Source organism: Nonomuraea sp. NPDC001699 (assembly GCF_053596455.1).
In genome coordinates this window covers 1-14,926 of record NZ_JBSFGF010000037.1, presented here as the reverse complement: position 1 = coordinate 14,926, position 14,926 = coordinate 1, and the positions used below count along the sequence as shown (strand labels likewise).

Below are 14,926 nucleotides of genomic sequence, written 5' to 3'. Positions count from 1 at the left end.
AACATCTCAACGACCTGCGCGTCCGTGAATCACGGCCGCTTGCAATTTTGCAACAGCCACGGTGCCGGCGCGGGTGTCCCACTCCCGCCGGCGGTAGCCGTTACGGGCGTTGGTCCGCTCGTTGCTGCGCTCCCCGTAGGGCGCTCCGCACAGGGTGTCGGCCCCGGCCGACATCAACGCCTCGGCCATGGTCTTGACCATGGATCGCAACACGTCGGGGTCATCGGTCTGGATCTGCTTCGCCAGCCACTGCTCAGGCGTCACACTGTTGTCTGCGGCCATCGCTTTGATCTCCTTCGTTGTTCGCACTCGAAGGATCACGCGATGGCCGTCTCTGTTTCACGGCCGCCACGCTTGTGACCAGGTCAAACTCGTACACCACTCCCGTGGACGCAACCGGTGAAACGCAATCTTGGGGCGCTCATCGTCGCGTCGGCGAGAACATCACTGGAGTCATCACCCGCAATATTGTGCGTGCCCGACGGGGCCTTTGCCTTGCGTGACAGTTACGGTGACGGACGTTTTGTCGCGCAGGCGGATGAGTACGACCCGGTACCAGCGTTCTTGTGCGTCCCAAACGACCAACGATTCGCCTGGGTGGATAGATCCGGAGCACTCATCTCGATCTGTGGCGAGAGCGAGATCCGCAAACGAGTCGAAGACCGTAGTGGCCCCCACCCGGAGTCCGTCCTTAAAGAAGGTCTTGGAGTCGGCTTGGGGAATGACCGCAGCCTCACGCTTGCGCTTGCTGGAGCTCGCAGGACTGGGGGTGGGTGTTGGGATGGGCTCCGTCAACGTCGGTGAGGGCGACTGGTACGGCGTGTCCTCTGGCATCGCTGATGGGCTTGAGGAGGCCACTGCTGTGTTTGGCGGCTCCAGGGGAATCATCTGCACCAAGACGAGGAGAACGACCGCCAGGACCCACGAACCTATGGCTGACAGCCATCGCCAAGCCATCCGCTTGACGTGCCGGACCGAGACGAAACCGATGAGAAAGAAAGCTATGGCTACGACAGCCAACCACGCCCGTCCCGGCGGAAGCTGACTGAAGGTCAGAATGGCGCCTATGATGCCGAGCATCACGGCGGTGAAATCTAAGGAGACCGTTCTCGGTGCGTCGGGTACTGGTGGGGTGACGTCGGCCGGCTCCTTCTTCTTGCGCTCCCGCTTGTTCGGAGCGCGTGACTGGAGGGTGGGTTTCTTCACCAAGATTCACTTCCAGCGGGCGACGACCCGGATGCATCTGTGAGGCAGCGCTTTCCCGGCCTGCAGAGTCCGGTTGGGGTCTTTTCTAGCAGAAGCCGATGGTCGTGAGCGGTGTCCGAGCCGATGACTCACGCCGGTCCGTCGGTCAAGTCATGGTCGAGAGCTGAGGGTAGCTGGGCGTCACCTCGACGAGGGCGTTCGCCGGTCACGCGTTCGCGCAGGGGACGCCAAGAAGGGACAGCGGCGGTAGACACATGCAGCCAGGGTAGGGCGGCCAGGATGCCCGCCGCGTAGTGACTCAGCGGATGTGCGGCACCGAATCGGCCGATAATGAGTTGTCCCGGCTGGACGGTTGACAGTGCCACCCGTGGCCGTAGCGAAGTCTCGCTTTGGTCCTGGATTCGCTGGCTGCGGCAACACCGGTGAGTACATCGTGTGGTACGACGAGGGCCTGGGGCTCATGGTGGAACCCGGTTCGTAGCGGTGGCCTCCCTTCGGAGGACCACTTGATCTGGCGCAGCCAGGCGACCTTCGGCGAAATGCTACGCCTGCACCCACCTGGCTAGCGTCAGACTTGATCCCCGCATCGCGGGGCCAACCAAGTGTCGAGACACGACCCACAACACAACTGGGGATCATCCCCGCTCTGGTCAGGCCGCGGGGCCGAGGACCACCCTACGCGTTCCGCTGCGGACACGTCCTCCCTATGTCACGCTATCCCTAAGACAGTCCCTCAACAGAACTGCTTGATGGATCAGTAGATCCACTGGTCCGCACTGCGGCACCTGGGCGTCTCGCGAGGGCGAATGCGTGGGCTCTTACTTCCCTATGGAAGTCGGCCCGGGAGGGGACAGAATGCACGCGATGGGCTCTGGGGATTCGGACGGCGAGGTGATCTTGCTGCTGCTGCAGTTAGCGATCATGTTGCTGGACTTGGCCCTGAAGGCGAAGGGGCTCAGCTAGCAGTCAAACTGCTAGCTGAGCCCTCCGAGACCCCGTCTTTGGTTCCGAGGCCGGACGGGGTCTCTTGCGCTCCTGGACGAGAGGCTGCTGCCTCTTGTCGAGGTTCTATGTCATCTTAGCAAGAGGTAGTGCTTCCTGGCGGATTCAATTCATATTCAGAAAGAAGTCAAGGCTGTAATAAGACTGAAGTTTCTCGAAATCGGCAGATGTAGACCGTTGGATTACGGTGACTTGTGTCCAACGTGGGGCTGGGTGCCAGTATTGTTCTCGGTCGGGTCAATGTTAGCCTGACATTCCAAATGTGAAATATCGGTGGTTCGCTGCAATCGAGGGAGTAACTCATGCATAACTTTGATCTAATCGAATCTCCCTGGCTGCGGCTGCGACCCATAGGTGAAGTGAAGAGCGAACTCTGCTCGTTGCGTGACGCTCTGTTTCGTGCCCACGAGTTTGACGTGCTCGAGGTCGAGGTTCCCACTCAAAAGCCGGCGCTTTTGCGTCAGGTACTCCTACCTGTCGTGATGGATGCCTTAGGACGTCCTGCCGATCTGGCGGAATGGGCGCGTCGCTTCGCCAACAGGCGATTCACCGACGAAGAACGAGAGGCAATCAACGCCTACCTCGACGCGTTTCGGTCTCGTTTCGACTTGTTCAGCGTCGATGCCCCGTTCGCTCAGGTGGCCGGGCTGCACACGGCCAAAAACGAGACGAAGGGGTCTGCGCTGCTGGTGGCCACCGCGGCCTCGGGCAATAATGTGCCGTTGTTCGCGACGCGTACCGAGAGTGACACACTATTGTTGACTCCGGAACAAGCAGCACGATGGTTGTTGCACGCACACTGCTGGGACACTGCAGGGATCAAGTCAGGAGCGAGTGGCGACCCCGCTGTGAAGGCCGGAAAGACCACGGGCAACGTGACCGGTCCGCTCGGCCCGCTGGGCGTGATCTTGCCGGTCGGGCGGACGCTGTTCGAGACCCTGATGCTAAACACCCCAATCGGCTACCAGTCCGTCGAAGATCTTCCCCAGTGGCGCCGTCCGCCCGCGCAAGCTCACTGGCAGAGCCGCGCTGCGGCTGGGCTACTAGATCTGTGGACGTGGCAGGCACGACGGATCCGCCTCATCCCAGAGGAGACAAACGAGGGCCTGCGCGTCTCCCAGGTGGTGCTGTGTGCGGGGGATCGGCTGCAGACCATCCCGGAATGGGAACCCCACACCGCTTGGACCTTCCAGAAAATGCCCAGGAGCCGAACGGGACCCCTTCGCCGCCCGCGACGGCACGTCCCGGGCAAGGCGGCTTGGCGCGGCTTGGAGGCGCTGCTGGCCTCGGAACGGCAAAACGGCGACGGCGATGTGGAAACCTCGGTGCTACTGAGCCAACTCGCCGACATTCAGGCCAAGGGGCATGTCGATTACGACTACCCGCTGCGGGTGGAGACAATCGGCATCACCTACGGAACGCAGTCCGCCGTAGTGGAGGACATCATGTTGGATTCGATCCCGCTGCCGGTCGCCGGACTGCGCGCCGACACCGACACGTACACCACGTTGATCGAGGTGGCTGAGCAGGCCGAGGAGCTGGCACGGGCCGTGAACGAGCTTTCGGCCGATCTGCGCCGGGCTCGGGGCGCGGATCCGATCCCTTGGGACAGGGGACAACGCCCCAGTGAGTTCGTCTTGCACGCTCTTGACCCGCTGGTACGGCGCTTCCTGATCGGAGTACGTTCCGCCGAGGGCGATCCAGACCTGCTGGAACGTGGCCGCACTGCCTGGGAGAAGCACGCCCGCGACCGGACCAAAGACGTCGCCGAGAAGCTGCTTGCCACTGCCACTGGTAGTGAGTTCGCCGGGCGGAATGTGAAGAAGGACAGAGGCGAGTACGTCTACCGGCTCGCCTACGCCGAACAAAACTTCTACCAGCGAGTCAGCAACGCGCTACCCCGTTGGGCCAAGACGGCGCGCGAGCTGCGGCAATCTAGCGCAGACCCGCTCATCGCCCCGTCGATCGCGTAGCCGACCTGAAGGCAAGGACACACATGACAGATGCCAACGAGCGCGTCGTGCGCTATTGGACCCGCTACGTGAGCGCCGACGGGACCTGGCGCGACAAGCAGAGACCGCCGGGAGAGGACCTGGCCGCGTTTCGGGCTGGACTGGGTAGGCCGGCCGGGACAGTGCCAGCCTTATGGCCGTACTACACCTCGCCCATCGACGACCGGCTCGCCCAACAGGGCAAGGTATCGGCGGAGCTGACGGCCGAACATGCCGCGCTCGCATTGTATGGCCTGCACCAACAATCCCGCCCTGAGCCAATGCACCGGCCTAACGTCCGGCTGGGCCAGGCCCTGCGGCAGCTCCGCAAGGAGAACGACAACGACAAGGGCTTCGGCCGGGAAGCGGTGGATCGGCGGGTCAACGCCACCGCCTCCGCTACCCAAGTCTCTGCCTTCCTCAACCACCTGCGCGGCCTGATTTCCCAGCTTCGGACCGTTGGGCAACCACTGGACTATGACCTGCTCCTGACGGACATCCTCGGTTGGCAGCGCCCCGACACCCGCCAAGTAGCCCGCCGCACGCTGGGGCTGGACTACTACGGCTGGCGCCCGGCCCAGAAGTCTGCAGCTGAAGCAAAGCCGGCCACCGTTCCCACTCCCAAATAGTGGGTCCAGGACCACGGCAGCACTTCTTTCAGACCCATCTCATCAGGAGTCCCCATGGACAAGCGCCTGTACATCGACGTGCACATAATTCAGTCCGTTCCGCCGGCGAATCTGAACCGCGACGATCAAGGTAACCCAAAGGAGGCCTACTTCGGCGGGCATCGCAGAGCTCGTGTCTCCTCACAGGCATGGAAGCGCGCCACCCGTGCCAGCTTTGCCAAGGACGCACCGCAGCAGGACCACGCCACCCGGACCAAGCGAATCGTAGGCAAACTGGCCGAACGGCTGACCGCCCGAACCGGACTGGAGATTGAGCAGACCGCCCGCCTGGCGTCGGCCTTGCTGGAGCCGCTGGGCATCAAGGCAGGCAAGAAGGCGGGCGACACCGCGTACCTGCTGTTCTTTGGCTACCGGCAACTCGAAGACATCGTCGACCTGATCGCCGACCAGGCAGACGCCCTGGCCGCCCTGGAAGACGAACAGCTCGCCAAGGCGGTCAAAGGTCTACCTGTCGCAGACAAGCTGCAACAGGGCCATCCGATGGACGTGGCGCTGTTCGGCCGTATGGTCGCCGATATCGCCGCGCTCAACGTTGACGCCGCCACTCAGGTCGCCCATGCGCTGTCCACCCATGCAGTGGATCTAGAGTTCGACTACTACACGGCAGTCGACGATGAGAGTCCCACAGAGGAAGCCGGCGCTGGCATGATCGGCACCATCGGCTTCAACTCCGCCACGCTGTACCGCTACGCCACCATCAACCTTCCTCAGCTGATCGCCAACCTCGGCGACAGCGACGCCTCGCTGCTCGCCGTCGGCGCCTTCGTTGAACACTTCGCCCGGTCTATTCCCTCCGGGCATCAAAATTCCTTCGCCCACAGAACGCTGCCCAGCCTGGTCGTCGTCGTGGTTCGGGACGACCAGCCGGTCAATCTCGTCTCAGCTTTCGAAATGCCGCTCATGGCCAGCGAAGAGGGCGAGGGCTTGGCCGCAGACTCCGCCGTCCGTCTGGCGGTGGAATACGAACGTGCCATCCGCCAATGGGGCGACACCCCCATCCATGCCGCGGTCTGCCATACCTTCGCTCCCGATGGGTACACCGGCGAACGGCTCACCACGATCTTCGGTGCGAACACCGTTTTCCCCGCCCTACTCGCCGACCTGCGCGCCACGCTGGCTGAGCATGTCGAGCAGGCTCGATGAACACCTCTCACGCCACCTTGGTGCTGCGCCTGGCCGGTCCCTTGCAGTCCTGGGGCGATCGCAGCGCCCTCAATCGCCGGGACACCCGACCCGAACCCACCAAATCGGGCGTGCTGGGTCTGCTCGCCGCGGCAGCTGGCCGAGCCCGCGGAGAGGCCCTCGATGACCTGCTCGGCCTGCAACTTGGGGTACGCGTGGACCAGCCCGGCAGTCTGCTATACGACTATCACACCGTGAGTGACTACCGGGGACGTCCTCTGCCGCAGGCAGGCGTATCAGCCAAGGGCCTGCAAAAGCCCACATCGCCTGCTAAATACACGCACATCACCCAGCGCTTCTACCTCCAGGACGCAGTCTTCCTCGCCGCGCTGTACGGTCCCGCCGACTTCGTGCAGACGCTCGCCGATGCAGTCCGGCGCCCGGCTTTTCCCCTCGCACTTGGCCGCCGCTCCTGCGTCCCCACCCAGCCACTCCTTCTCGCCATACGCCAGGCGCCTTTGCTGGAAGTGCTGCGTACAGAACCCTGGCAAGCCACCGAAACAGCGAAGCAGTTCTACACTCGCGACCGGGGTAAACCCGCCGCCATCGACGTGGCAGCCACCCTGGATGACCCGAACGGTCCGGACTCTCTCACCGACGTGCCGTACTCCTTCGACCCGTGGGAACGCCGCTTCACCAGCCGTCGGATCCGGCACATCTGGATCTCGGTACCCACAGGCTACGCTGCACCCGACCACACGGGGCCAAGCCACGACCCGTTCGCCCTGCTGGGCTGGTGACCCGACATGACCTTTCTGTCTCGTATCAGAATCAACCCGCTGCGTGAGAAGAGCCGACTCCTACTGGCCAGTCCGCACGCCATGCACGGTGCCGTCCTGCACGGCATTCCTGACCCTACCGACCAGCGCATCCTGTGGCGGCTGGACGCCGACAATCCCCACCGACCATTCCTGTTCGTCCTGACCGTCACTCGGCCCGACTGGAGCCACCTCGTCGAACAGGCTGGCTGGCCCAGCGCCGACGGCGAGCACGTGGCCGTACGCGACTACGCGCCTCTGCTGGCGCAAATCGCCGTCGGTCGACAGTTCGCTTTCCGGCTGACCGCCAACCCTGTCCAGAACATCTCAAGCCCTATCAAACCCTCGGCCACTCAACTGGAACGAGCCACCGAGGCCAAGCGGCGCTCCTTCCGCATCGGTCACCGCACCATCACCGCGCAACTTAACTGGTTCCTCTCTCGCATGGGCCGATGGGGGTTCGAGATCCCCTCGGCCCACATCGACACGCCCGCGCCGGGTCTTGAAGCGCCCAACGACAAGCAAACGCCCCCGCCCCCCGACCTACGGATCATCGCCCGCGAACGCCGCTCCTTTCGTAAAAAGAGCAACGGTGCCAAGCCAGTCGTCCTGCACATAGCCACCTACGAAGGGCGACTTCGCATCACCGACACCGCCATCTTCACCGAACGCCTTCTTTGCGGGATCGGCCCTGCCAAGTCCTACGGTTGCGGCCTACTCACCCTGGCCCCACTACCCGGCTACGCCGCCCAGCAGGACCGCTGATGGCAGACATCTGGTGGAAGGCTCATCCCTACGATCTGCCTTGCATCGCCGGCCTCGACGGCGGCCACGTCCACGGGTGTGGTGTACGAGTAGTGATTTCGAAGACATGGCCACAGCGCCCTTAGCGGGCGGTGCCCTGTTGAGGACGAACTCGTCGGCCTGTCCTGCTGGCCTGGGACGTCGGTGATTCTGTACTCAGCCACAGCGGCCTCCGTGCCGAGCGCGACAAGCCGACAGTTCTTGCTGGCACTGGTGTGGGGCTCAAGAACACAATCTGTCGCCAGCGCCGGGCTTCCTCGCTTGGCGGGCCGAGCGCTTCCAGGGCGCTGGGCGACTGTACGCCTGCCGAAAATTCCATCCACGCAGGTCAAGCCGCTTGTGAGTATTCGTGGAGAACGCCGCCGAGCCGGTCCCGTCGGCGTATGTTCAGGTCGATGATTCGCCCTGGGTCCGTGATCGGATCGGGGACGGTGCGCAGCGGGGCGGCCTGGTTCAGGGCTTGATGGGCCCGGTGCTGGTTGTAGAAATGTTCGTACTCGCGCTGGGCGTGCCGAAGGTGGTGTTCGTTCCACAGGAGGCAGCGGTCGAGGAGTTCGCGGCGGCAGGACTGCACCCACCGTTCCATGATGGATTTCATGCGGGGCATCCGGATGCCGGTGAGTACGGTCTGGATACCCGCGTCGGCGAGGATTCCGTCCATGAGGGTGGGGAACTTCCCATCCCTGTCTCGGACCCGAGAGCGTGCTCGGCAGCCTGCGTCTTCCAGGTCCATCACCAGATTCCTGATCACCTGGATGACCCGGCTCGCGCTCGGGTGAGCGGTGGTGCCGAGCACGCGGATCCGTCTGGTGGTGTGCTCGATGACGGCCAGGATGTCCTGGCGCTGCCCGTTCAAGGTGATGGTTTCGATGAAATCACAAGCCGGCAGGGCGCCGGCTTGCGAGCGCGGGAAGTCGGCCCACGTGGTGGACGCCCGCTCGGGCGCCGGATCAAGCCCTGCCTGCTTGAGGATCTCCCACATTGTGGATGGCGCGACCTTGATACCGAGTGTGGCGAGCTCACCAGGCACTCGCCGGCAGCCCAGCCGGGGTTCTCCCGAACCAGAGGCAGGATGAGGGCACGGATGGAGCGGACCGTGGGTGGGCGGCCAGGCCGCTTCGGCCGACAGGTACGAGCGTGACGCCGTTTCATCAGATGCGATGCCGGCGCAAGACGGTGTCGGGGCGGATGAGCAGCCGCAGCCGGCGCAGGACCTCGCGGGGCCAGCGAGGTCAGGAGAGCGGCCAGGGAGGCTCGGTCCTCGGGCGCGAATCGCACTCTGGTGTCGGCCCTGAGTTGGCGTTCAAGGACGGTGATCTGGTGGCGCAGGGCGAAGGACCTCGATGTCCTTGTCCCGATCGCCCATGGTAAGCAACCGCAGCGCGGCGAACGCGTTCGTGACGGTGAGATAGGCCGGACGAAGGAGCACGGCCGATCATCATGCCGTATGCGTTCGCCCTCTCCCGGTGGTTGGAGCTCGCGCGCGACGCGAAGCCTCCAGATGGCCATGACCTGGGTGGATGTAATTATCGGCAGGCACACTGCTGGACGCATGATGCGCCTCAGCGGCTGCGGGGCCTGATGGCCGTGCTCAGGCCCTATCTCGACCGCCGTGAAGTTCTATCATCAGGGACATTTCGGCGCATCGTAAGGCAACTAGAGGTCCACGAGAGGGCGATATCATTGCGAGCATGGGAATGGTCGGATTCTCCAGATACAAATGGTCTCCCGTCCCGAACGGGCCGGATGGAATTCAATGGCGTGAGACGCGGGATCTGGCGATCAGCCTCGCTTCTGTGGTACTGACCAATGGTCTCTCCTCCATTGCCGGAAGCCGACACGGCTCCTTCGAATCGCTGATGCTCGAAACCCGGCTGCTTGCCACGGCGCTCGACAACACAGGAGGAAGCACCAAGGGCGCACTCCGCCGGACAAGGGCGTATGACTGCTCGTCACACCACATCAAGACGTTCATCGTCACCTCCGCTGGCCTGGGTCTGCTGACGGCGAGCATCGAGAGCCTGATCGCGCAGGGGGCGATCGGGCCACTGCAGATCAGCCACTTCGATCTGATGTCCGCCGTTTCCTCACGTGGGCCGAAAGGCGGGTACTCCAGGCCTGACCTGCTGATCGAACTACCCAGCTATCGTGAGATGGTCTGTGAGGCCAAAGGAAGAAGCGGCGGCTCGGGGCGGACGACGATGGCAATCATGAAATCGCTTAAGAAGCTCTACCTCTGGGCGTCGATCAATCGGTACGTCGGGTCCTCGCTCGCCTTGAGCTGGGCCGCGATTCGCAAGAACGAGACCTTCGTCAACCTGTACCACACGGAGCCGGGAAAGGACGTCGATCTCATTCCGCAGAACACCGACGATCAGCAGGAGCAATCCGCGCAGGTCGCATGGGATTCGGTCGACCTGTGGCCCGACCGCCTGGATCTACTGGACCAGGAGCGTGAATGGGAGCGCCTCACCAACGAGCTGGCGACACCCACCATGGCCCAGCTCCGCGAGGATCCGCTCTTCTGGAGTGCCCCCAGTCCCCCTCGCGGGGAAGGGCACCTCGCGGACACTCCGGTTCGCGGAGCCTGGGCGCCCGTGGGTCGTGACGGGCGATCGGTGTTCGTCGGCGTATTCCAGCACGCCCCAGAGGACGATGCCTCGACGAGCATGCGGCGCGAACGCCTGCTGAGCATTGCCGAGAACCAGGTCAGCCCCCTGGACATCGCTGCCGAAGAGCGGCTCATCTTCGCCGTCGCCCAAAACGCGGAGTTCGCCACTTGGCGGGCGCTTCGCCAGTGGATCAGCTGAACACAGCAGCCGCGACCCAGTGACCCATTCACGCGTCCCCTCGACAGCGAGCACCGTAGCGATGGCGCGCCTCAAGTGTTCGCCACATGCGTCATCTGCGGTGTGATAGCTCCTGACCAGCTCACTGATCCGCTCCAGCCGGGCCTGAATCTGATCGATCCGAATCCTGAGCCCTCGCAGCCGGGTGCCCTGGGCTCCCATCTGGCGGCGCATCCCGAGCAGACGCTCCTATCTCCGACTGCATCGCCACCGGCCACCCCCCACCTCGGAGCCGTGCCCTGCCGCTAACTCATACCCGCGTCCACGTCCGAGCCCGGTTCTGCAACCGATGCTCAAGCGTTCTCACCTTCCGAGAGGCCCGGACGCGGGAGGCGGCGTGCTTCCGCGTCATCGTTCTCCGGTGCCGCGTTCGGCCGCCTCCGCCAGCCATTGGCCGCTGTCGACCAGTTCCTGCCTCTGCTCGGGGCCGATCGCGTCGCCGAGGCGCATGACGAGATGCGTACCCTCCCTCATCAGGGCTCGGACGCGCTCGACCCGATCACCGCACTTCGCCTCATGCAGCTCGTCGATGATCTCCTGCAGCCGGTCCGAGGGCGGGGACCGGCGGAACGTCTCGATCTCCTTGGTCAGCTTCCGGAGAGCAGGGTCGGCGGCAGCGGACTCCGTCAGAGCGGCGTGGGCGTCGAGCAACTGGGAGATACGTCGGTGGTCGCCCTTGGTCCTCGCCCCTCGAAGCTGCGCGAGGAGCAGCGCGAGCTCGTGGCGTACCGCGTCCATGGACACCCGGACCGGCGGGTCGCCACCGAGCGCCCGTGTCGTCTCTCGCCGGGCAGCCGGCGCCGGGCTCGGCTGGTGGGCCTGCGTCCTGGCATGCGCCCAGCGATCCACCTCGATGACCTTGGCACGCTCGGAGCGGAATTCCCTGCGGGTCAGCTCGCTGAGAAGGGCCCGGTGGGCGTCGAGCATGGCCAGGACCTCGTCGTGCCGACCCGCGTTCCTGGCCTTGCGGAGCTCGGCGATGAGGGTGGTCAGCCTGTGCCGGATCAGCTCGTCCGGCGCGGGGGCCTTGTCCGCCTCCGACTCGGGCGGGTTAAGCGGGGTGACGCCCGCGCTGAAGATCGTCCATGTCGGGACGGGATGTCCTTTCACCCCGGCGGCGTCGACCGAGGCGGGCTCTACCAGCGCGTACGGCTCACCGACCACGAAAACATCATGGCCGGGCAGCGCGAGGCGGGCTTTGAGCGGCTCGCGTTCGCCCACGACGACCTCGATCGCCGCGACATGAGAGTGAGGCAGGACATCCGGCCTGGTGACCGGCTCCTGAGGGCGGACAACGACGTCCTTGACCGCCAGGGGAAAACCGGGCGGCGTTGTGGCGCGGCCGCCGGTTCGGGTGTTGCGGAGTAACGGGGTGACGAGCCCTTTGTCGGTGAACTCGCAATCGTCCAGGCTGCTCCATTCGAGGTCGCCGTCGCGGGTCTCGGTGCCGACCATGACGGCCCGCACGCCGTTTCTTCCCTTCGCGCAGCGGACATGCAACGCGTAGCCGTCGCGCTCCAGCAGATGGCGGCCGGTTCTGCTCGCCGTGGGGCCGACCATCCAATTCACGTGCTCGAACTGGGCATGCAGGAGTTCGTCCTGCTCCGCCCATTCGGCGGGGGTGAGGTTGACGAACTGAACCTTGACGGCCGACCTGCTCCTGCGGCGGCGTACGAGAAGGTCGGTGCAGCGCTCCTTGTCCATCCGGCCGTCGAAGCGCTGCTGTTCGCCCATGCGCGACGTCAGGCCGCGATGAATGAAGAGATGGTCGGCGCTTTCGATTCCGCCCCGGCGTTCACAGGCGGGGGCCATTCCCTCCGGGGCGGGAAGATGCGCGAAATGACAGACTCGGTCACGGTAGAGTTTGGCGGTAAGCCGCCATCCGCAACCCCCGAGCCACAATCCGCAGTAGAACGCCTTTCCGCGATACCTGGACAGGTACCAGTCCGCCTCTTTCCGGTCCGTCGGGAGGGAGAGCGGATGGTCGGAGTCGGGGCTGTCGAGTACCGCAGTCTGCACGCGGCGATTGTCTGGAGCCATACGGCCTCCCGGTGAGATACCGATTCGGAGAATCGCACATTACTCTTGACAGCCGCGCGCTGGGATCCAGAAATGGCCTCCATGCGATCTGGCGTGTTTCCTTCAGCATCCCGCGTATGTGACTCGCCCACTCCAGCGGCTAGCCGGGTGCTACGTCGCGCCTATGCCGGATCGTGTCGTGCAACGCATGAGGAAGCGGCGTCGACGTCCAGACCGCGCTCGGCCAGCCGCCGGTAGAACTCGTTCGAGATCACCGCTGCCTTCTGGTCGTCGATCGACCACAGGGTGCCGAGGGCCGCGGGAATCCGGCGAGCATGAAGGCCGACGTGATGTGTACGGCCTCGTCCAGCACGCGGGTGCTCGGGTCACCGGTGTTGCAGGCCGACAGGTAGGCCAGCCCGGCCTGAAGGGTGTCAGAACTAGGCCCAAGGCGCTGACCTGCCTCTTCACGACTGAACCCCCGTTGGTCAGCTGGCTCGTTGATACTCGTTGATCAGCGCGCCGAGGACGTGATGACGCACGATCCGGCCCGTCGGCAGCAGGATCACGACGGAGTCGTGATCGGTGCAGGGCTTGGAGGCCGAGGGAGCGGTGCGGCCGGTGCCGATTGTAGTGATCGGTCGCTGGCCGTCCTATTGTTCGGTGCGGGTAGGTCCAGTGACGTGCGATCAGATGCTGGTGCCAGCGCAGCAGCGTCCCTGGTGTGACCAACCGGTGGGTACGCAGGACCGCCGGCAGTTCTCGGGCCAGCGTGGACAGCACTGCTCGGTCCGCCCATGACAGCCTTGGGCGGTGGACCTGGCGGCGCAGCACGGTGACCTCGTTGAATGGAATACGGACACCCTTCAGGTAACTGCCGTCGAGAACGCGATTCGGAGTTCAGGCACACCCACGCATATTCAGAACTTGCTCAGCCCTTCAGATGGCGCGGTGGCCCGCTTGCCACGTGTGATGGCATCGTTGGCATCGATAGACGTTCCAGTCGACGTAGTGCCATGGTGCGGAGGTGTCGTCAGCGGCGACTTCTGGGTCGTCGTAGGCCCAACCCTGGTAGGTGCCGATGTCGACGTCTGAGGCTCCGCAGCGTCGGCAGGGGACGCGGGGTGTCCGCGACCACTGATGATCACAACTGGTACACATCAGGCGGATGCGTCCGTCAGGCAGCGGGCTGCCGTGCACCTCGTCTTCTGATCCACACACTGGGCAGTCCAAATCAGTGCGCGGCCCTGTCGGCAAGGTCTCTCGAGGAATGAGCTGCGGCACGCCGTACTCATCGATTTGGATGTCAAAGGCGCGTCGCACGCCGGGCGCTACTGCCCAGAACACGGTCGCGCCGAGCCTCGACAGCGCGGCGATCTTACGCTGTGTTGTACCCATCGGCGCTGTGACCTGGCGCGCCGTCGCGGTACGCATGTGGTCGAGCATGCGGTCCAGTGACGCGGTATCGCGCTTGGCCTCTGCTACCACCACTGGCCGTCCAGCCTCGTCAAAGGTCCCCAGGTCGAATGCGCCGTACTCGAACGCCACTAGCCGTGCCGGCCAGCGATGCTCGGTCACCAACTCGGAGAAGGCCGCGATCTGCACTAGGTACTCGCGATTGAGCGATGGGGTGGGACCTTGTGAGAAGAGGTTGTACGGTCCTTTGCCGGGTGCCGCGCCGGCGAGCCGGAACACTCCGTCGGGTTGTATCTTTACCAGCCCCGCGCCGACAGCGTGGATCAACCCATTGGCCTCGTCTAAATCGAGTGGCGGGTGCAGTCGTAATACCTGAGCGGACAGGCCTCGCTCGCGGGCGAAAGCCGACGCCCAGTTGTCCAGTTGGGTACGACAGGCTGCGATGAGATCATCCATGGGCACTCCCGATGTCCTGCCTCACCATAAACCGGTCCACCGACAATGCGTGCGGGATGTCTTCCGGGTGCTGGCCGCATACGTGCTCTGCTGCCCGCGCTCGCCCAGGTCTCAACGCGGTATGACGCTCCCCAAACCATGTCGCGAAGCAGCCCGCCTGGTAGAGGCTCCGCAGGCAGAGTTGTCTGTCAGCGGCGTTGGAGCACGCGGCGAGCACAGAGGCGTCAACCATACTCATTGCGGGGCGGCCTGGAGCCCGGGATTCACTACACGAAGTCACGGCGTGATGATTCATTTGGGTGTCCGCCGTGCTCGGTGCGTGCTCGTACGCCCCGTCACGCGCCGTCAGGGCCCGGCACTGTGGGGCACACAAGGCATGCTGTGATGGCACGAACTGCCATCAAACGGCATCGCACTTCTAATCCGACGGTCGCAGGTTCGAATCCTGCAGGGCGCGCTTTGTGATGTCTCGGGACATCGGAAACCCTCGAACCTACGGGTTCGGGGGTTTCGTCTTGTTCGGGTTTGCCTGGGGCTGGTAGTCGCGGGCGGGG

10 protein-coding genes and 1 pseudogene are annotated in these 14,926 nt (G+C 64.3%); 6 read left to right on the top strand and 5 right to left on the bottom strand.

The window, feature by feature from the left end:
* Positions 1-48: 48 nt before the first annotated feature.
* Both ACWCSU_RS49205 and ACWCSU_RS49200 read right to left on the bottom strand, forming a co-directional pair.
* Positions 49-282: pseudogene (locus ACWCSU_RS49205) on the bottom strand (transposase); the annotation flags it as partial.
* A gap of 174 nt (positions 283-456) precedes the next feature.
* Entirely contained in the window at positions 457-1,206 is a 750-nt protein-coding gene (locus ACWCSU_RS49200) for a YrzE family protein (protein WP_449943745.1), read from the bottom strand.
* 1,304 nt (positions 1,207-2,510) lie between these two features.
* Here ACWCSU_RS49200 and casA point away from each other — a divergent pair.
* From casA to cas6e, 5 genes are read left to right on the top strand one after another with little or no spacing between them, the layout of a single operon-like run.
* Entirely contained in the window at positions 2,511-4,181 is a 1,671-nt protein-coding gene (gene casA / locus ACWCSU_RS49195) for a type I-E CRISPR-associated protein Cse1/CasA (protein ID WP_449943742.1), read from the top strand.
* Positions 4,182-4,204: 23 nt separating this feature from the next.
* Positions 4,205-4,828 carry a type I-E CRISPR-associated protein Cse2/CasB gene (casB, locus tag ACWCSU_RS49190; RefSeq protein WP_449943739.1) on the top strand — a complete coding sequence of 208 codons (624 nt, stop codon included), beginning with the start codon at positions 4,205-4,207 and terminating at the stop codon, positions 4,826-4,828.
* Between the two features lie 54 nt (positions 4,829-4,882).
* Positions 4,883-6,031 (top strand): type I-E CRISPR-associated protein Cas7/Cse4/CasC, encoded by a 1,149-nt coding sequence (cas7e, locus tag ACWCSU_RS49185; RefSeq protein WP_449943736.1) that lies wholly within the window; start codon positions 4,883-4,885, stop codon positions 6,029-6,031.
* Positions 6,028-6,810, top strand: a complete 783-nt coding sequence (cas5e, locus tag ACWCSU_RS49180; RefSeq protein ID WP_449943734.1) for a type I-E CRISPR-associated protein Cas5/CasD — start codon at positions 6,028-6,030, stop codon at positions 6,808-6,810. The genes cas7e and cas5e overlap by 4 nt, the downstream gene beginning before the upstream one ends.
* A gap of 6 nt (positions 6,811-6,816) precedes the next feature.
* Positions 6,817-7,593 carry a type I-E CRISPR-associated protein Cas6/Cse3/CasE gene (gene cas6e / locus ACWCSU_RS49175; RefSeq protein ID WP_449943732.1) on the top strand — a complete coding sequence of 259 codons (777 nt, stop codon included), beginning with the start codon at positions 6,817-6,819 and terminating at the stop codon, positions 7,591-7,593.
* Between the two features lie 367 nt (positions 7,594-7,960).
* Here cas6e and ACWCSU_RS49170 read toward each other — a convergent pair whose 3' ends face one another.
* On the bottom strand, positions 7,961-8,614 hold the full coding sequence (locus ACWCSU_RS49170; RefSeq protein ID WP_449943729.1) for an integrase core domain-containing protein: 654 nt from the start codon (positions 8,612-8,614) through the stop codon (positions 7,961-7,963).
* A gap of 709 nt (positions 8,615-9,323) precedes the next feature.
* On the opposite strand from ACWCSU_RS49170, the gene ACWCSU_RS49165 reads away from it, so the two are divergent.
* Entirely contained in the window at positions 9,324-10,442 is a 1,119-nt protein-coding gene (locus ACWCSU_RS49165) for a hypothetical protein (protein ID WP_449943727.1), read from the top strand.
* Between the two features lie 387 nt (positions 10,443-10,829).
* Here the strand turns inward: ACWCSU_RS49165 and ACWCSU_RS49160 are convergent, their stop codons facing one another.
* Both ACWCSU_RS49160 and ACWCSU_RS49155 read right to left on the bottom strand, forming a co-directional pair.
* A complete protein-coding gene (locus ACWCSU_RS49160; RefSeq protein ID WP_449943724.1) occupies positions 10,830-12,500 on the bottom strand; it encodes a hypothetical protein in 1,671 nt (556 codons plus the stop codon).
* Positions 12,501-13,439: 939 nt separating this feature from the next.
* Positions 13,440-14,372 carry a hypothetical protein gene (locus ACWCSU_RS49155; protein WP_449943721.1) on the bottom strand — a complete coding sequence of 311 codons (933 nt, stop codon included), beginning with the start codon at positions 14,370-14,372 and terminating at the stop codon, positions 13,440-13,442.
* Positions 14,373-14,926 lie beyond the last annotated feature (554 nt).

What these genes read in the sequence shown, in the direction of transcription:
- cas7e (WP_449943736.1), top strand. Translation starts at nt 4,883, where the DNA reads ATGGACAAGCGCCTGTACATCGACGTGCACATAATTCAGTCCGTTCCG.
- casA (WP_449943742.1), top strand. Translation starts at nt 2,511, where the DNA reads ATGCATAACTTTGATCTAATCGAATCTCCCTGGCTGCGGCTGCGACCC.
- cas6e (WP_449943732.1), top strand. Translation starts at nt 6,817, where the DNA reads ATGACCTTTCTGTCTCGTATCAGAATCAACCCGCTGCGTGAGAAGAGC.
- ACWCSU_RS49165 (WP_449943727.1), top strand. Translation starts at nt 9,324, where the DNA reads ATGGGAATGGTCGGATTCTCCAGATACAAATGGTCTCCCGTCCCGAAC.
- cas5e (WP_449943734.1), top strand. Translation starts at nt 6,028, where the DNA reads ATGAACACCTCTCACGCCACCTTGGTGCTGCGCCTGGCCGGTCCCTTG.
- ACWCSU_RS49170 (WP_449943729.1), bottom strand. Translation starts at nt 8,614, where the DNA reads ATGTGGGAGATCCTCAAGCAGGCAGGGCTTGATCCGGCGCCCGAGCGG.
- ACWCSU_RS49155 (WP_449943721.1), bottom strand. Translation starts at nt 14,372, where the DNA reads ATGGATGATCTCATCGCAGCCTGTCGTACCCAACTGGACAACTGGGCG.
- casB (WP_449943739.1), top strand. Translation starts at nt 4,205, where the DNA reads ATGACAGATGCCAACGAGCGCGTCGTGCGCTATTGGACCCGCTACGTG.